This window comes from Mesonia profundi (assembly GCF_031085155.1).
GTDB lineage: Bacteria > Bacteroidota > Bacteroidia > Flavobacteriales > Flavobacteriaceae > Mesonia > Mesonia profundi.
Genome location: NZ_JAVHUL010000020.1, coordinates 38,755 through 57,280, shown reverse-complemented (window position 1 = coordinate 57,280; position 18,526 = coordinate 38,755). Strand labels below are relative to the sequence as shown.

At 33.9% G+C, this 18,526-nt stretch carries 17 protein-coding genes; 8 read left to right on the top strand and 9 right to left on the bottom strand.

The features are described from left to right. Positions 1 to 63 precede the first annotated feature (63 nt). From RBU60_RS08870 to mscL, 4 genes are all read left to right on the top strand, one after another. Positions 64 to 1,218 (top strand): ATP-binding protein, encoded by a 1,155-nt coding sequence (locus RBU60_RS08870; RefSeq protein ID WP_308864500.1) that lies wholly within the window; start codon positions 64 to 66, stop codon positions 1,216 to 1,218. Positions 1,219 to 1,332: 114 nt separating this feature from the next. Then, a complete protein-coding gene (locus RBU60_RS08865; protein ID WP_308864498.1) occupies positions 1,333 to 3,189 on the top strand; it encodes a DNA topoisomerase IV subunit B in 1,857 nt (618 codons plus the stop codon). A gap of 477 nt (positions 3,190 to 3,666) precedes the next feature. Further along, positions 3,667 to 6,300: a DNA gyrase/topoisomerase IV subunit A gene (locus RBU60_RS08860; RefSeq protein WP_308864497.1), complete on the top strand. Its 2,634-nt coding sequence runs from the start codon at positions 3,667 to 3,669 to the stop codon at positions 6,298 to 6,300. Between the two features lie 2 nt (positions 6,301 to 6,302). Next, positions 6,303 to 6,752 (top strand): large conductance mechanosensitive channel protein MscL, encoded by a 450-nt coding sequence (mscL, locus tag RBU60_RS08855; RefSeq protein WP_308864496.1) that lies wholly within the window; start codon positions 6,303 to 6,305, stop codon positions 6,750 to 6,752. A gap of 206 nt (positions 6,753 to 6,958) precedes the next feature. On the opposite strand, the gene RBU60_RS08850 is transcribed toward mscL, so the two are convergent. Together RBU60_RS08850 and RBU60_RS08845 are read right to left on the bottom strand one after the other, a co-directional pair. Further along, positions 6,959 to 7,330: a DNA topoisomerase IV gene (locus tag RBU60_RS08850; protein ID WP_308864494.1), complete on the bottom strand. Its 372-nt coding sequence runs from the start codon at positions 7,328 to 7,330 to the stop codon at positions 6,959 to 6,961. Between the two features lie 130 nt (positions 7,331 to 7,460). Then, entirely contained in the window at positions 7,461 to 7,847 is a 387-nt protein-coding gene (locus RBU60_RS08845) for a helix-turn-helix domain-containing protein (protein WP_407660198.1), read from the bottom strand. Positions 7,848 to 8,124: 277 nt separating this feature from the next. On the opposite strand from RBU60_RS08845, the gene RBU60_RS08840 reads away from it, so the two are divergent. Together RBU60_RS08840 and RBU60_RS08835 are read left to right on the top strand one after the other, a co-directional pair. Then, complete coding sequence (locus RBU60_RS08840) at positions 8,125 to 9,267, top strand: M14 family zinc carboxypeptidase (RefSeq protein ID WP_308864490.1); 1,143 nt, start codon at positions 8,125 to 8,127, stop codon at positions 9,265 to 9,267. Positions 9,268 to 9,336: 69 nt separating this feature from the next. Beyond that, on the top strand, positions 9,337 to 9,816 hold the full coding sequence (locus RBU60_RS08835; protein WP_308864488.1) for an Lrp/AsnC family transcriptional regulator: 480 nt from the start codon (positions 9,337 to 9,339) through the stop codon (positions 9,814 to 9,816). 65 nt (positions 9,817 to 9,881) lie between these two features. On the opposite strand, the gene RBU60_RS08830 is transcribed toward RBU60_RS08835, so the two are convergent. The 3 genes from RBU60_RS08830 to RBU60_RS08820 form a co-directional block, all read right to left on the bottom strand. Next, positions 9,882 to 10,760 (bottom strand): SdiA-regulated domain-containing protein, encoded by an 879-nt coding sequence (locus RBU60_RS08830; protein ID WP_308864487.1) that lies wholly within the window; start codon positions 10,758 to 10,760, stop codon positions 9,882 to 9,884. Positions 10,761 to 10,875: 115 nt separating this feature from the next. Next, entirely contained in the window at positions 10,876 to 12,150 is a 1,275-nt protein-coding gene (locus tag RBU60_RS08825; RefSeq protein ID WP_308864485.1) for a sensor histidine kinase, read from the bottom strand. Further along, positions 12,147 to 12,824 (bottom strand): response regulator transcription factor, encoded by a 678-nt coding sequence (locus RBU60_RS08820; RefSeq protein WP_308864484.1) that lies wholly within the window; start codon positions 12,822 to 12,824, stop codon positions 12,147 to 12,149. The genes RBU60_RS08825 and RBU60_RS08820 overlap by 4 nt, the downstream gene beginning before the upstream one ends. Positions 12,825 to 13,151: 327 nt before the next feature. Here RBU60_RS08820 and RBU60_RS08815 point away from each other — a divergent pair, with 327 nt between their 5' ends. After that, positions 13,152 to 13,589, top strand: a complete 438-nt coding sequence (locus RBU60_RS08815) for a PepSY-like domain-containing protein (RefSeq protein ID WP_308864483.1) — start codon at positions 13,152 to 13,154, stop codon at positions 13,587 to 13,589. Positions 13,590 to 13,683: 94 nt separating this feature from the next. On the opposite strand, the gene RBU60_RS08810 is transcribed toward RBU60_RS08815, so the two are convergent. The 4 genes from RBU60_RS08810 to gcvT form a co-directional block, all read right to left on the bottom strand. Beyond that, positions 13,684 to 14,403: a YebC/PmpR family DNA-binding transcriptional regulator gene (locus tag RBU60_RS08810; protein WP_308864482.1), complete on the bottom strand. Its 720-nt coding sequence runs from the start codon at positions 14,401 to 14,403 to the stop codon at positions 13,684 to 13,686. Between the two features lie 50 nt (positions 14,404 to 14,453). After that, entirely contained in the window at positions 14,454 to 14,741 is a 288-nt protein-coding gene (locus tag RBU60_RS08805) for a 4a-hydroxytetrahydrobiopterin dehydratase (RefSeq protein WP_308864481.1), read from the bottom strand. A gap of 37 nt (positions 14,742 to 14,778) precedes the next feature. Then, positions 14,779 to 15,582, bottom strand: coding sequence for a sugar nucleotide-binding protein (locus tag RBU60_RS08800; protein ID WP_308864502.1), 804 nt, complete (start codon positions 15,580 to 15,582; stop codon positions 14,779 to 14,781). Positions 15,583 to 15,781: 199 nt separating this feature from the next. Beyond that, positions 15,782 to 16,864 (bottom strand): glycine cleavage system aminomethyltransferase GcvT, encoded by a 1,083-nt coding sequence (gcvT, locus tag RBU60_RS08795; protein ID WP_308864480.1) that lies wholly within the window; start codon positions 16,862 to 16,864, stop codon positions 15,782 to 15,784. A 116-nt stretch (positions 16,865 to 16,980) separates the two neighbouring features. On the opposite strand from gcvT, the gene RBU60_RS08790 reads away from it, so the two are divergent. Further along, entirely contained in the window at positions 16,981 to 18,507 is a 1,527-nt protein-coding gene (locus tag RBU60_RS08790) for an NAD(P)H-hydrate dehydratase (RefSeq protein WP_308864479.1), read from the top strand. Positions 18,508 to 18,526 lie beyond the last annotated feature (19 nt).

The window sequence follows — 18,526 nt, the reverse complement described above, 5'->3', positions numbered from 1 at the left end:
AATATATCAATAGATTTATATTTAATAGAAACATCAATAACATAAAAATCAGTATTATTTAAAATGCACAACGGGTTAATTAATACTTTAAATAAGAGTAACAAGGATTTGAAAGCAGCTAAAAAAGAAGCCGAAATCGCTGCAAAAATCAAAGCTGACTTTATTTCTAATATTAGTCACGAAATTAGAACTCCGTTGCATGGAGTGATAGGCATTACCTCTTTGTTGTTGGATAATAATGACACTTCATCCGATAACAAAAAACTGCTAAATTCCTTAAAGTTTTCAGGAAATTACCTGCTCGAATTAATCAATAATATTCTCTTCTTAAATAAGATGGATAGACATAAAATAAAAACTAAAGCAGAAGTAATAAATTTAGATTATTTTATGGATAACCTTCTTTCGGCGGTTCAATTTTCAGCAAAAAAATATCGATGCGAGGTCATATTAAAAAAAGATCCTAAACTTCCTCAACAAATCATAGCAGACAGCAGTATTTTGTATGAAGTCTTACTTAATTTAACCGAAAATGCCATTAAGTTTAGCAGGGGTTGGGTTAGCGTAGAAGTAAATTTTCTAGAAGGGGTGGATCAAAAGCTTAATTTACAGTTTAAAGTTATAGATAATGGCGAAGGCATTCCTCTAGATAAACAAGAGATGATATTTGAAGAGTTTTCTCAAATCTCTGCGGGTAAAAATACTATGGAAGGTATAGGAATAGGTCTATCTATTGTTAAGAAATTGCTCTTACTTATGAATAGCGATATAAAGTTAGAAAGTGAAATAGGGAAAGGCTCTGTTTTCTTTTTTGAAATTACTTGTAAAGAATCTATAAATGAAGCAGTAAATGAAAAAGAGTCCCTGAAAACAAATCAGTTTAAAGGCAAAAAGATAATCCACATAGAGGACAATCTAATTAACCGTTTGGTAGTAGAGAAATTTCTGTCTACTTACGAACTAAGTTTAAGTACCTTTGAAGATGGAAAAGAAGGTTTAAAAGCTTTAAGTAATGAAGATTGGGATCTTGCTTTAATAGATATTAATGTACCCAATTTAAATGGATATGAAATTGTAAGTGCCATAAGAAAAATACATCCTGAAAAACCAATGATAGCAGTAACCGCTTCAGAATTGAGTGAGATTAAAGAAAGAGCTATGAATGCTGGGATGACCGACATTTTAATTAAACCTTTTAACAAAAAAAGTCTCTTATAAATTATTCACAAACACCTATAATCATAACTTTTCCTTTATTGTTAATTAAAATCCCTCTTACGGGTTTTATTTTTTGTTAAATCGTGCTATCTTAGCTACACATCAACCTTATCTATGACAGAAGAAACAAAATATACCGAGGATAACATACGTTCTCTAGACTGGAAAGAACACATTAGAATGCGTCCCGGAATGTATATTGGCAAATTGGGTGACGGTTCTAGTGCTGATGACGGAATTTACATCCTGTTAAAAGAGGTTCTCGACAACTCTATAGATGAGTACGTTATGGGAGCTGGTAAAACCATAGATGTCTCCATACAAGGACAAAAAGTAATCGTTAGAGATTACGGGAGAGGTATTCCATTGGGGAAAGTGGTAGATGTAGTTTCCAAGATGAATACCGGAGGTAAATACGACAGTAAAGCCTTTAAGAAATCGGTGGGGCTTAATGGTGTAGGTACAAAAGCCGTGAATGCGCTTTCGGGTTATTTTAGAGTAGAGTCTACCAGAGATAATAAATCAGCTTCCGCGGAATTTGAGCAAGGAGAGCTAAAAGATGAAAATTTTCTAGAGGAAACTTCCAGAAGAAAAGGTACTAAAGTATCTTTTGTTCCTGATGAAACGATCTTTAAAAATTATAAGTACAGATCAGAGTATGTAGAAAAAATGTTGAAAAACTACGTCTACCTCAATCCTGGACTTACGATTATTTTTAATGGAGAGAAATTCTATTCAGAAGACGGGTTAAAAGATTTACTTTCAGAAAGTATTCCAGAAGAAGACCGCTTATTTCCTATTATTCACTTAAAAGGAGAAGATATAGAGGTCGCTATTACCTATAGCAAAGCGCAGTATAGTGAAGAATATCATTCTTTTGTTAACGGTCAACATACTGTGCAAGGAGGAACCCATCACGCTGCTTTTAGAGAATCGATTGTTAAAACGGTAAGAGAGTTTTTTGGTAAAAACTATGAAGCTAGTGATATTAGAAAATCCATTGTTTCTGCGATAAGCATAAAAGTGATGGAGCCGGTCTTTGAGAGTCAAACCAAAACCAAACTGGGTTCTACAGATATGGGCGGAAAATTACCAACAGTACGTACCTACATTTTAGATTTTGTAAAACGTCAGTTGGATAATTATCTGCATAGAAATCCGGAAACGGCAGAAAAAATTCAGCGAAAAATCTTACAGGCAGAAAAGGAACGAAAAGATTTATCTGGAATTAGAAAACTAGCCAAAGAAAGGGCTAAAAAAGCAAGTCTTCACAATAAGAAATTAAGAGATTGTAGAATTCACTTAGGAGATGTAAAGAAAGAACGCAACCTAGAAAGTACCTTGTTTATTACAGAGGGAGATTCTGCGAGTGGAAGCATTACCAAATCTAGAGATGTGAACACCCAAGCAGTATTCAGTCTTAAGGGAAAACCGCTAAACAGTTACGGCCTTACTAAGAAAATTGTGTATGAAAATGAAGAATTTAACCTGTTGCAGTCGGCATTAAACATAGAAGATTCTATGGAAGAACTTCGTTACAACAATATTGTAATTGCTACTGATGCCGATGTAGATGGGATGCACATTAGATTACTGTTGATTACTTTTTTCTTGCAGTTTTTTCCGGAGTTGATAAAAGAAGGACATCTATATATTCTACAAACTCCCTTATTTAGAGTTAGGAATAAAAAAGAAACCATCTATTGTTACTCTGAAACCGAAAAAAGAGAAGCCATACAAAAACTCACCGGAAAACCAGAAATAACACGATTTAAAGGATTAGGAGAAATTTCTCCAGATGAGTTTAAATATTTTATTGGAGAAAATATTCGGTTGGATCCTGTGATGTTAGATAAGGAAACTGGAATAGAAGAGATGCTAAGTTTTTATATGGGGAAAAATACTTCAGACCGACAAGAATTCATCATTGAAAATCTAAAAGTAGAATTGGATATCCTGGAAGAAAAATAAGCTATGCGGTTTAATGATTCTCAAAATATTAAACTTATACCTATGATTTACTTTTATATTTTGGTAAGTATAGGTTTATTCATTTTTTTAAGTCTAGAATTAAAGCAGATTTATAAAAATCAATACCTATTTTTGTATTTTATTATCCCTTTACTCTCTTTGTTCCTATACATTTATAAAACAGGTAAATATTTTGAATATGATAGTGATGGGGAGACACTTTGCTTAACCAATAAAGGGATCTTAGTTTCTGAAAGATATAATTACAGAGAAAACAAAGCGGAGTTTCCAAAATATAAATTAAAAAATTTTGAGGTTTCTAATTATTATTTTTTTAAATGTTTGAGTATAAAATTAAGATCGAAAAATTCTCAAAAATTATAAAATTCAATATTACTTTTATCAGTAACAATAAGATTAAGATTTTAAAAAAATCATTGCAAAAAATAGTGCAGCACAATAAGCATCGTTTAGGACATGGATACAGAGAATGAAAATAGCTTAGACGCTAACCAACAACCAGAAGGAGAACAACATCCCAAAGAAGTGATTACCAAAATCACGGGGATGTATAAAGATTGGTTTTTGGATTATGCGTCTTATGTAATTTTAGAAAGAGCAGTACCCGCATTAGAAGATGGTTTTAAGCCTGTTCATCGTCGTATTATGCAGTCTATGAAAGATTTAGATGATGGGCGATACAATAAAGTTGCCAATATTGTGGGCCACACCATGCAATATCACCCTCATGGAGATGCGAGTATTGGGGATGCTATGGTACAATTGGGACAAAAAGAATTGTTAATTGATACTCAAGGAAACTGGGGGAATATCCTAACGGGAGATAGAGCTGCAGCTTCTCGATACATTGAAGCTCGTATTTCTAAATTTGCTTTAGATGTAGTATATAACCCTAAAATAACTGAATGGCAGGCTTCTTATGATGGACGTCGTAAAGAACCCATTAACTTACCAGTAATGTTTCCTTTATTATTGGCGCAGGGAGCAGAAGGGATTGCCGTAGGATTGAGTACTAGAATTCTTCCGCATAACTTTATAGAGCTTATAGATGCAACTGTAAAACACTTGCAAGGCAAAAAATTTACTATTTATCCAGATTTTCCAACATCGGGGATTATGGATGTGAGCAATTACAATGATGGCTTAAGAGGAGGAAAGTTAAGAGTAAGAGCAAAAATAAGTCAGCGTGATAAAAATACGTTGGTTGTAAATGAAATACCTTACAGTACCACCACAACTACTTTAATAGAATCTATTATTAAAGCCAATGAAAAAGGTAAGATTAAGGTTAAACATATTGAAGACAACACGGCAGAAAATGTAGAGATACTCATTCATCTGCCTAATAATATTTCTCCAGACCGTACGATAGATGCGTTATACGCTTTTACCAACTGCGAAATTTCTATCTCTCCGCTAAGTTGTATTATTATGGGGCATAAACCTCATTTTATTGGGGTTTCAGAAATACTTAGGTTAAGTACAGATCACACAGTTAACTTGCTCAAAAGTGAATTAGAAATTAAGCTCGAAGAGTTTCAAGAGCAATGGCATTTTGCTTCTTTGGAAAGAATTTTTATTGAAAAAAGAATTTATCGAGATATTGAAGAAGAAGAAACTTGGGACGGTGTTATTCAAGCAATAGATAAAGGTTTACAACCCCATATAGGTCATCTTAAAAGAGCCATTACCGAAAATGATATTGTTCGGTTAACCGAAATCAGAATTAAAAGAATTTCCAAATTTGATATTGATAAAGCACAGCAAAAGATTGAGGCCTTAGAAGATGAAATTGCTCAAATAAAACATCATCTAGAACATCTTATTGAGTACGCTATAGATTATTTTAAAAAGCTGAAGAAAAATCACGGAGAAGGCAGAGAACGAAAGACAGAATTACGCCTTTTTGAAGATATTGAAGCTACAAAAGTAATTATAAGAAACACCAAGCTTTACGTAAATAGAAAAGAAGGTTTTGTGGGAACCGCTTTAAAGAAAGACGAATATGTAACCGATTGTAGCGATATTGATGATATTATTTGTTTTACGGAAGACGGAACCATGAAAGTCACCAAAGTAGATGACAAAACTTATATAGGTAAGAATATCATCCATGTGGCCGTGTTTAAAAAGAAAGACAAGAGAACCATCTATAACTTAATTTATAGAGATGGGAAAAATGGTAATTCTCATGTAAAACGTTTTGCGGTAACCTCCATTACCAGAGACAGGGAATACAGTGTGGGGAAAGGAAAACCTGGCACTAAAATACATTACTTTTCGGCTAACCCCAATGGAGAAGCAGAGGTGGTAACCGTTTACTTGCGTCAAGTAGGAAGCATTAAAAAGTTGAAATTTGAAATTGATTTTGCCGAAATTCTGATTAAGGGAAGAAATTCTAAAGGAAATATAGCGAGTAAGCACCCTATTAAAAAAGTAGAGCTAAAAGAAGAAGGCGTTTCTACTCTGAAGCCAAGAAAAATTTGGTTTGATGAAACTGTTAAGCGTTTAAATGTAGATGAAAGAGGAGAGCTGCTAGGAGAGTTTAGAGGAGAGGACCGCATCTTACTGATTACTCAAGACGGTATGCTTACTACTATCGTCCCAGAACTTACCACGCGTTTTGATTTGCCTTATATCGTGATGGAAAAGTGGCAACCTAAAAAACCATTGACGGCCGTCTATTGGGAAGGTGAGAAAGAACGTTATTACGTTAAACGTTTTTTTGTAGACAATCAAGACAAAGAAGAGAATATCATTTCAGATCATCCTAAGTCTCAATTAGAGTTAATTTCTACAGACTATATTCCTGTATTGGAAATCGTTTATAGAAAGGCGAGAAGGAAAGAGCAACGACCTAATGACGAGATTAATTTAAAGGAGTTTATTAGTATTAAAGGGATTAAAGCTCAAGGGAATCAGCTTACCACCGAGTCAGTGACCCAATTAAATCTTCTAGAACCTATCGCTTCCGCGGAAGAAGAAACAGAAGAAATTCCTGAAGTAAAAAATGAAACTGGTGATTTTACTCAAAATATTGAGAAGGGAGATGATGAAGATAAATCTCAAACCAAATTATTTGATGATTAATTATGAAAAGTAATTTCTTTAAAGAATTTAAGGAGTTCGCTATTAAAGGTAACATGATTGACATTGCCATTGGGGTAATTGTAGGAGCTGCTTTTAATAAAGTAGTAGATGTACTCGTAAAAAAGGTAATCGCTCCTCCTTTGTCCTTACTGACAGATGATTTTAACTTTGAAAATAAGAAAATAGTGCTTAGGCATGCCTTATCTGTCAATGATAAGGTTGTAAAAGAAGAAGTGGCTATTGGTTATGGAGAGTTAATCACAGTTTTGATTAATTTTCTTATCATTTCTTGCACTGTTTTTATTATTATAAGACTGTTCAACAGACTAAGAACAAATGCAGAAGACACGAATAATAAGAAAGTTACTACGCCTAAAGACATTCAGCTACTAACAGATTTAAAGGAGATTATGCAAGAGCAAAATCAATTGCTTAAAAATCAGAAGAAGTAAGCCGTTTTGGATTATTCATTCTTTATCAACTTCACATTCAAACACTTTATCTAAAAGAAGCCAATACAAAGTGTTAATTAGCCCTCTAGATGAATAAACATGCGTATTCTTTAGATAAATATTAGAATCTATTTCTACAATGATTTAGGCTGGTAAGAGAAAAGATAAATACAGTTTGAGCTTTGGAAAAGTGGAAATATCAAAGCTTACTCCACTCGCTTAGCAACCCCTTTTTGTTTTTTATCTCCTCCTACCACAGAGAATTCAAAGGTGTAACTATTTTTTTCGGTGGTAAGAATTTTCATATGTAAAGGCTTTTCTTCGGCCATATTCTTAGGATTAAGGTTGGTGAGAATGTATTCACAATCATTAATCCATCGAACCGAGGAAGAATCTACGTTGTTTTTATAATAATCTACTTCTATCGAATCATTTCTCACAAAACGAGTTTTCTCCAGTTCTCCGTTTAAGTACGATTCAAACTCAAAGGTACCCGTTTTAAAGTCTTTACAGTTTCTCTCGGGGGCGTAACAACTACATAACAATAAACTAAAAGCAATCAGAATAAGATTTCTCATCAATAAAGAAGTTTTAAGCTGCAAAAATAAACAATAAACGCCTATTAATCGCTTGCTGAGGGGTTAATTCCTTAGAGTTTAATGCGAATTGAGCACATTCAAGCTGTCCTACTATTTTACAGCTCTTGAATTAGGAATTATACGCATCAAAGGTACCATCGGTGTAAAAGACAATCACCTTTTCAATTGCTTTGGAAGTGTTTTTGTGATCTTTCTTCGGAATCTCTTTTTCTTCTGAAACAGGAGAAACCGTCGTTTTTTCCTTTACGGAAGAAATTTCAGAGGATGGAGTAGGAGGGAAACTTCCCTTGCCATTTAAAAACCAATACAGTTCTACCTCGGGAAAAGTCTGAACCACTTTCATTACAAAATCTAAACTAGGCTTATTTCTTCCCGAAATAATATGAGAAATAGAGGAGCGACCTACCTGAATTTTATCGGCAAAGGAGGTTGCACTTAGCTCGTAATACTCCATAATCTTGGCGAGTCGATTTGTAAACTCTTGACTGTTTACCATTGTAAACTAAATTAAAGGTTTTTGTGTTTTACAAATGTAAACTATTAATTCAGAATAACAAAACCCTGTTTATAAGTAATTATTTACTTTAACTAACACTTTACTAAAACGTATTTAAGTTATTGAAGTGCAGTAGTTAAATTGCTAAAATACTTAGAATAGGAGTTTTTCCACACACCTAGGTAGGTCTAAAAGCTAATTGGTTTACAATTGTAACGTGTCACCGTATTTTTGTTGTTTACAATTGTAAAAAAAGGAATGTTTACTTTTGTAAACTATGGAAGAAGAAAGATTATTAGACTTAGCAGCGCAGTATAAAAATGAATCCTTTTTTGGAAGGTATATTCCGCTAGAAGAGGTAGAGAAATTTATAGCTGATTTTCCTAGCACTCAAAAAAGCGTATTGGGAGAATCTGTTTTAGGTCTACCTATTCATCAATTAAATTTTGGAGAAGGATCAATCAAAGTTTTGATGTGGTCTCAAATGCATGGAAACGAAACGACCACTACAAAAGCATTGATTGACTTTATAGGTTTCTTGCAAAGTGATTCCGCGGAAGCGAAAGAAATCTTAAGCAAGATCTCATTTAGATTTATTTTGATGTTAAATCCAGATGGGGCAAAAAAATATACCCGTAAGAATGCAAATGACGTCGATTTAAATAGAGATGCTCAACGATGTTCACAACCCGAGAGTAAAGTCTTTAAAAAGCTTTATACCGAGTTTCAACCCGATTATTGCTTTAATTTACACGATCAACGTACTTTATTTGGAGTGGGAGAGCCAGCGAAACCAGCAACAGTTTCTTTTTTAGCGCCAGCATTTAACGAAGATAGGGATGTTGATGAGAGTAGGATCACAGCGATGCAGCTTATCGTTTATATGAATATGAGTCTGCAAAAGATCATTCCCAATCAAGTGGGGAGGTATGATGATGGGTTTAACCTTAATTGTGTAGGAGATACTTTGCAAAATCTTGGAATTCCGACAGTTTTATTTGAAGCAGGGCACTTTAAAGGCGATTATAACCGAGAAGAAACAAGGAAGCTCATTTTAATTGCTTTGATAAAAAGTACTTGGGGATTGTCGACTAAAACCTATAAAAATACAGATTATCAAGAATATTTTAAGATTCCGGAAAATAAAAAGTGCTTTTATGATGTTATCCTAAGGAATGCAGAAAAGCGTGATGCAGACCTAGCGATACAATATAAAGAGACGTTAATTGACAATAAAATCTCTTTTGTACCGTTTCTAGAGACGTTAGGAAACTTGGAGGCCTACATGGGCCACCAAGAAATGGATGTTTCGGGTAAAAAACTCTTATTAAACAGACAGGAAAACCTGAGTGAAATTGCTGAGATTCAAGAAATAAGTTTAGATGGTAAGGAATGCTTAGTAAATTTAACAAAAGCTTAAATATTACTGATTAAATATCAGCATAATTGTATTATTTTTGCATAATCTTTAAAAATAAAAAAAATATAAATGGCAAAGTTTAGATTAGATGAAGTAGATCATCAAATTTTAGATATCTTAATTGATAATACGAGAACTCCGTTTACCGATATAGCGAAAAAATTACAAATTTCTGCTGGTACCGTTCACGTTAGGGTGAAGAAAATGGAAGAGGCGGGAATAATCACAGGTTCTTCCTTATCTATAGATTATAAAAAATTAGGATACGCTTTTATCGCTTATGTAGGGGTGTTTTTACAAAAAACATCGCAAACCAAGTTTGTGTTAGAACGTATAAATGAAATACCATTTGTTACGGTAGCACACGTAACTACAGGGAAATTCAACATTTTCTGTAAAATTAGAGCAAAAGACACAGAGCACGCTAAGCAAATTATCTTTGAATTGGATGATATTGAAGGGGTGTATAGAACAGAAACGATGATTTCTTTGGAAGAGAGCTTAAACGATAAAAAACGTTTGATGCATTCTATCTTTAAAGAATTGTAAAAGTTAACACATATAAAAAAAGGGAAGATTTTAAAAAATCTTCCCTTTTTTTGTGTTTTAAGAGCCTATTTCAGCGCCACTTTTAAAATAGTAGCGTTTTCTTTTTTCCCTTCGTTAGAGATGTATAAATCTCCGTTGGGAGCAAAAGTCATGCCTTCGGGTTGCCTAAATTCTTCTTTATCAAGCTCTATAAGTCGCTTAGGACTTCCATCAGGGTTTAAAATAAGCAACTTGGGTTTTTTCCCTTCCAACACATAAATCTCTTGAGTTTGTGGATGCACCGCTATTTCTGAAGGACTAAATGTTTTTTTAATTTTCTTTTTTCTTACTTTATCAAAAATCTCATCCTCAAAATTTAAATGATACACGGGTTTTTTTTGTAGCTTTTTAGTCTCTAAATTAAATGCATAAATCCCTTTACTTTTTTTACTGAAAGGATCTCTGTCCTTTGCCGCCATTAATAATCGGTTATTTTTAACATCTAACGCAAGACTTTCGGTGTTGTTTTTCCCTTCCATAAACGTATCATACTTGCGAGTTTTAAAATCTGAGTTGTTGTAGTTTTTAACTTCAAAAATAGTCCCATCGCTACGTAAGGCATAGGCGTTCTCATTAAAAATGGTTATCGCTTCAAAATCATCTTTATCCCCAAACTCAATGGTTTTTTCAATCTTAGCTGTTTTGAGGTTGTAGATGTAAATAATACCTTCTTCATCTTGAACACACGCTATTTTTTGATTTCCCAACCAACTGATGCCAGAAATTTCTACCAAGTCTTTTGGTAACTCCCATTGTTGTAGGATTTGATAACTTTTTTCACTTTTATTCTCATGAATACTTAGCGATTCGTTTTGTGTGGGGGAGTAGTTAAATGCTAAAGTAATTCCCGAAATAACGATGAGAACTACTAAAATAATGGATATTTCAACTTTTTTAAACTTCATAATTCTGAGGTGTTTTTAATAATAGTAAAATTTAAGTCATGAATCTGAAAAAAATCTGGAAGTCCAGCCTATTGCTATAAAATTTATCATTTTCTTTAGGCTTTTTATAAAGATTTTAAGTCTGTTGAAAGTTAACTTTAAAACAATGAAGGTCTTTGTAAGTGTAAGTTACTGTAAAGCCATATTTTTTCGCAATGGCTTGGGCGATAGAAAGTCCTAAGCCTGTAGAATTCTGTAAAGCCGTTTCTTTATAAAATCGAGAGAAAATTTTATCCACGTCAAGCGGAATAGTATGATCAGATTCATTTTTAATCATCACACTTTCTTTATGAATAATAATTTCAATTTGTGTACCTACTTTACCGTGTTTAATGGCATTCTGAATAAGGTTGGTAAACAAAATAATCGCTAAATCTTTATTCATTCTAGCCCTAAGATTTTTTTGCTGAATTAATTCTAACTCTACCTTTTTATACGTAGAGTAATCTAAAAAATCTTCTAAAAGCTCTTGCAGCAATAAATTAAGATTGATGTCTTCTTCCTCAATAAACTGATTGTTTTCAATTTTGGTTAAGAGTAAAAGCGATTTGTTAAGGCGTTTAAGCCGTTCTAGATTTTGTAAAACACTGCTAAAGGTTTCTATTTGATCTTCATTCATATTATTCTTTTCCAATAAAAGCTCTAGCTTATTGATGCTAATTGCGATAGGGGTTTGAAGTTCGTGAGAGGCATTTTCTATAAAATGCTTTTGCTGTTTATAGCTTTCTTGAGATTTGTAAAGAAGGTTTTCTATGTTTTTATTTAAGAGAGCAAACTCTTCAATCTTGGTATCTTCAAACGTTATTTTATGTTCAGATTCTATAGAGAATTTTTTTAGCTTTTCTAACAAGCTGTAGAAAGGTTTCCAAGTGTTTTTGAGGAAAAAATTATTGAGGATTAAAATACTCAAAATTAAGCCTAGATATAAAGCGATGATAGAGTACAAAAGTTCTTCTACCAAATCGTCTTCCTCTACCATAGAGGTGATGAGCTTTAATTTGTAATAGTTTCCTGCTTGGGAGAAAGAGGTTTCTAAAAGCCGTACGGGCTCAAACTCTTTTTCATTTTCCATAAACATTAACGTATCCCGATACTTATCTTTACCCATTTTTTTAGGTTTACCAGCTAGTTTCTGAATGGTATAATAACCATCTTCAAATTGTTTTTTTTGTAGAATTTCTGGATTGTCTTTCACTTTTTGAAGAACGAGTCCTTTTTGATTTTCTAGACTATCATCCATACTGTCATAAATTTCATCGAGCATATTGTAATAGAAAAAAGCAGCCCAAATGAAGATGATAAACAATAAAATGATGACAAAATACCTACTTGTGTAATTTAAAAGCTTCATAAAACATCTAATTTATAGCCTATTCCATAAACAGATTTTATTTCGATATCTACTTGATGCGCCGTCAGCTTTTTTCTTAAGTTCTTAATCTGGGAATAGATGAACTCAAAATTATCGGCTTGATCAATGTGATCTCCCCAAACATGCTCGGCTAAAGCGGTTTTATTCACTAATCGGTTTTTATTGGCGATTAAATATAGGAGTATATCCATCTCTTTGCGATTTAATTCAATTTCAGTTTGGTTGATCCACACGCTTCTTTCCTCTGGATTAACGCTAAGGTTTCCTAATTCTATATTTTGCGTACCTCCAAAATTGCTTCTTCTAAGTAAGGCTTTTACGCGAGCGTTGAGTTCGGCCATATGAAAAGGCTTGGACAAATAATCGTCGGCTCCTAAATTAAGTCCTTTTAATTTATCGTCTAAAGAATCTTTGGCAGAAACAATTATCACTCCGTCATTAATTCCTTTTTCTTTAAGAATTTTTAAAATATCCAATCCGTTGCCGTCTGGTAAACCAATATCCAACAAAATGCAGTCGTAAGCATACACGCCAATTTTTTGAAATGCACTTTCATAATGGGTTGCACTTTCTATCAAAAAGCCTTCTTTCTCTAAGGTTTGCTTCATATTTTGAAGCATATCTATTTCATCTTCAATAATGAGTATTTTCATAGTTTCTTTATTTACCCTTTACGGAAATACAATCTGAATATTTTAGCATCTCGTTTAACTAATACCAATTTTACCAATTACTGCGCTTTTTGTTTTGGATTTGAAAAAAATACATTTTCAAATCCAATGCCTTATTTTAAAATAGAATTGGTATAAGACGGATTCAGAATTAATTATAATTTTAAATCTTGTACTTAATTGCTTGTTTTGTAAATTTACAATTGAATTCTATAATAAATTGGGATAATTCCGCTTGACGGAAAAAAAATTCCTAATTGTTTTCAGTTTCCTCCCTTTAATTTGTCTTAAATCTTAAAAACAAACGCTATGAAAATTTTAAAAATGAGTTTAGTATTTCTTTTTGCAAGTGTCGCCGTACAAGCGCAAGACTTGAGAATGAGTGATGTGCCCGCTAATTTAACAACTGCTTTTAATAAGGAGTTCGCTAATGCAACAGATGTGGAGTGGGAGAAGGATATGGAGAACTACAAAGTGGAGTTTGAAATAGACCGAATGGATTATGATGTTTGGTATTCTTCTATTGGACAAGAAGTAAAAAGAAAAGTAGAAATTTCTTCTTCTCAATTGCCAAGCGCGGTGAGTAATGTCATAAAAAAGAATTATGCTGATTTTAGCATTGATGATGTAGATATGATTAAAACTGGGAATAAGGTTATTTATGAAATAGACTTAGAAACTTTTACCAAAGAATTAGAAATTACCATCGATAAGAATGGAAAAGTATTAAGTGAAAGAAAGGATTAATTTTTTTCTTTTAAATTCGTTTTAAACTGAAAAAGACCTTGAGAGAAGTTAAAATAGCTTCTTTCAAGGTCTTTTTTTTTGAGATAATAGATGTTTAATCTTCTGTTTCTTTCATGGTGTGATATACATTTTGCACATCATCATCTTCTTCAATTTTTTCGAGGAGTTTCTCTACATCTTCTTGATCTTCTTTAGAAATTTCTTTGGTTACGGTGGGAATACGTTCAAAACCAGAAGAGATAATTTCGATTTCTCGATCTTCTAATTCTTTTTGTATCGCTCCAAAGCTCTCAAAGGGAGCGTAAATTAAGATTCCGTCTTCATCTTCAAAAACTTCTTCGGCACCAAAATCTATAAATTCTAATTCTAATTCTTCCGCATCAAGATCTTCTGCCGGAATTTTAAAGTTACAGGTATGGTCAAACATAAATTCTACCGATCCTGAAGTTCCCAGGTGACCATCACATTTATTAAAATAAGAACGAATATTAGCTACGGTTCTCGTATTATTATCGGTGGCAGTTTCTACTAGAATAGCGATTCCGTGTGGCGCATAGCCTTCAAATAAGACCTCTTTATAATCACCCAGACTTTTATCACTCGCCCGTTTAATGGCGCGCTCAATATTGTCTTTAGGCATGTTGACACTTTTCGCGTTTTGAATTACCGCCCGTAATTTTGAATTAGTATCAGGATCTGGTCCGCCTTCTTTTACGGCCATTACGATATCTTTTCCAATACGAGTAAAGGCTTTGGACATCGCTGACCATCGTTTCATTTTTCGCGCTTTACGGAACTCAAAAGCTCTTCCCATAATTTTTTATATTGATTTCAAGATGAACAAATTTAATAAAAATACTGATGTTAATCTACTTCGATAATATTTTCTATCGCCTCTACCATTTTAAAATCTTTTTCGGTAACTCCGCCAGCGTCGTGGGTAGAAAGAGAAATGCTTAAAGTATTAAAAACATTGGTCCACTCAGGGTGATGTTGTTGTGCTTCTGCTTCAAAAGCAATGCGGGTCATAATGGAGAAGGTTTCTTTAAAATCTTGAAACTCAAATTTGGTTTGAATGCTATCGTCATGAAATTCCCAACCTTCAAAATCCTTTAACTTATTCTTGATTTCTTTCTCGCTCAACTTTTTCATTTTCTAGTTTTTTAGTTCAGCTTAAAGATACTAAAGTCTACGGAAATGAAACAGAATCTTCTACGACATCTTCAACGGTAAATTGCAAATTATCTGGAAGTAAATTGTTTTTTGGTAAGACTGCAATGTAACGATCGTCGTTAGAGTCGTATACATTCTTAAGTACAATATCTTTAAGTTCCATTTTTTTGCAAATCTCCATCACCAGATCTTTATGATGAATTAAATCTTTGCTTCCCAAATGAAAAACACCGCCCAAATCATGATTAATAATATAATGAATTTGCTGTGTTAGCCGATTAACGCTTGTAGCATTCATCACCACATTAGGAAATACTTCTATGGATTCTTCTATTTTATGGAAGGTTTTTAACTCCTCTAAACGCGGAGAGTTGGCGCCATAAATCATAGGAACTCGGGCAATCACATAATTTTCTACCGGTAATCGCAGCAACGCATTTTCTATTTTAATTTTAAAACGCCCATACACACTCATAGAAAGGGTCTTGTCATATTCGTAAGACGGAAAATTGGTAAAGGCATCAAACACGTTAGAAGAGGAGAGGAAAATAATTTTAGTGTGGGTTCTCATCACATATTCTATCGCTTCAAAATGAGCATAAATTTGTGCATTAAAATTTCCGCGTAAAGCGCAAATCACCAAATCTGGTTTTAAAGATTCCAATAAAAAGCTCACACTCTCGGTCTCGGCATCCCACCAATGAAATTGATGGTTGTTATCCCAAGTACTATTTGGAGTTTTATAGGTGGCGTGTACGTTAAAATAGGGCAGAAGTTCTTTATAAAGCGCTTGTCCTAAGAATCCGCTGCCGCCAAGAATTAGTATTTTTTTTGAATGTTTAATCTGAAATCTTTCTTTTAAAAACGTTGTAAAATAAAGAATATTGGATGCAGCGTGCAGAGAGAGTCAAATTTTAAACTTTGATCTGAATATGAAACACGAATCATCCAAAAGAAACTAGTGTTCAGAAAAGTTGAATTTTCTTGAACACTAGTTTTTTATAGACTAAAAAGTAAAACTACCCTTTATAAAAAGGAGGTTTTACGATAATTGCTGGAATGGTTTTCTTTCTTATTTGAATTTGAATAGGAGTATCTACCGCTTTAAATTCGGTTTTTACATAACCCATTCCAATGGCTTTTCCTGTAGAAGGAGATTGCGTACCCGAGGTTACGTGTCCTATTTCATTTCCGTTTTCATCTAAAATAGGGTAATCTTTTCTAGGAATTCCTCTTTCTAGCATTTCAAAAGCGATCAACCTTCTTTTAGGGCCTTGTTCTTTTTCTTTCTTCAGGTTTTCTGAATTGACAAAATCTTTGGTGAATTTGGTGATCCAGCCTAAACCAGCTTCAATAGGAGAGGTGGTCTCGTCGATATCGTTTCCGTAAAGACAAAGTCCCATTTCTAATCTTAAGGTATCTCTAGCAGCAAGGCCTATAGGCTTAATTCCGTAGTCTTCTCCTGCTTTTAAAACCGCATTCCAAATCGCTTCTGCATTGTGATTTTTACAGTAAATTTCGAATCCGCCACTTCCGGTATAACCAGTTGCAGAAATAATAATTTGATCTTCTCCTGCAAAATCGGAGACTTCAAAATTATAAAACTTTATAGCTGATAAATCCGTAGAAGTTAGAGGCTGCATGGCTTCAATTGCTTTAGGACCTTGAATGGCTAATAAACAATATTCATCAGAAAGATCCTTTACATCGGCTTCCATCGTATTATTCTCTGCAATCCAGTTCCAATCCTTATCTATATTAGAAGCATTTACCACCAAAAGGTATTTTTCTTCATTCATTCTGTAAATGATCAAATCATCTACAATTCCCCCCGTAAGATTGGGCATACAGGTATATTGCGCTTTTCCGTCTTTTAATTTAGAAGCATCATTGGTCGTTATTTTCTGAATTAAATCTAAAGCTTTGGGACCAGATACCAAAAATTCTCCCATATGAGAAACATCAAAAATACCCACTCCTTTACGAACGGTTTCATGCTCGGCATTTACGCCTTCATAGGAAACAGGCATATTGTAACCTGCATACGGAACCATTTTGGCTCCTAAAGCTTCATGTATATGTGTAAGTTGTGTCGTCTTCATAGTATAAAAATTTTGTGCAAAGGTAAAGTATTGTACGTGTTTTAGCAACAATCAAATTATAGTTTATTCCAAGCTAGTTTTTAAAGATTGTTATCTTTGTGTAAAACAGAAAACTCATGAAAATATTTAGCGCTGAACAACTTCACGAAGCTGATAAAATTACCCAAGAAAAACAAAAAATAACCTCCTTAGAGCTTATGGAGAGGGCTTCTTCTAGGATTTTTGAGGAAATTAACAATAGACTTAATGGCGCCGAAATAAAGATTAAAGTTTTCTGCGGAATTGGAAACAATGGTGGTGACGGGCTAGTAGTCGCTAGAAAATTGGTGCGAGAAGGCTATCATGTTGATGTCTATGTGGTGAATTACAGCGATAAAAGATCTGAAGGCTTTCTAGAAAATTATAGAACCTTAAAAGAAGACACCAAAAATTGGCCTGTTTTATTAAAGTCTGAAGACGATTTTCCCGAAATCAAATCTAATGATTTTGTGATTGATGCTATTTTTGGAATAGGGCTCAATCGACCTTTAGTAGAATGGGTGCAAAAACTGATTGTTCGCATCAACGAATCTAAAGCTTTTAAAGTAGCTATAGATATGCCTTCGGGAATGTTGGCCGATGAGATTATTGCAGATCAGCCTATTGTAGAAGCCAATTATACCCTTACGTTTCAAGCTCCGAAACTGGCCTTCTTCCTTCCAGAAACAGCTCCGTTTGCCGGAAATGTTCAAATTATAGATATAGGAATTGATGGACAGTATCTTGCTGAAAATCCAGCGAAAGCGATATTAATAGGAGAGGAGCAAGCCGCAAGCCTATACCAACCCAGATCTAAATTTACCCATAAAGGGAATTACGGTCATACCTATATGGTTGGGGGAAGCTATGGGATGATGGGAAGTATGACTTTGTCGAGTAAAGCAGCGCTAAGAATAGGTGTAGGAAAAGTAACTGCGGTGATTCCTCAATGTGGTTATGATATTTTACAAACTAGTGTACCAGAAGCGATGGTAGAAGTGGTGCCCCACGATATCCATTTAGCAGACATGAAATTGGAACTAAAAAAAGAAGATATTGTGGCTTTTGGAATGGGAGCAGGAACCAACGAAAAATCTATAGAACTTCTAACGACCTTACTAAATCAAGTGAAGACCCCGATGCTTATTGACGCCGACGGACTTAATATGTTGAGTAAATATTCAGAGTTGTTGGAATTAATTCCGGAGAAATCAATTTTAACGCCACATCCCAAAGAATTAGAACGCTTAATTGGAAGCTGGAAGAATGATTTTGAAAAATTAGACAAAGTTCAAAAATTTTCTGATAAATATAAAGTTACCATGGTAATTAAAGGTGCTTATACGATGACGGTTTCTAGCGACAATATATACATCAACACCAATGGAAATCCAGGGATGGCAACTGCTGGAAGCGGAGATGTGCTCTCTGGAGTGATAGCAGGTTTATTGGCCCAAGGTTATGATCCTGCGATTGCAGCAGTATTTGGAGTTTTTATACACGCGAAAGCCGGAGACTTGGTAGTAGCTGATACTGTGCCAGATGCCTTAATCGCTAGCGATATTACCGCCTATTTAGGAAAAGCCATTAGGAGTTTGTTTGAGAAACCTGAAACAAAAGCTTAATTTTGCGAATTGACTAACC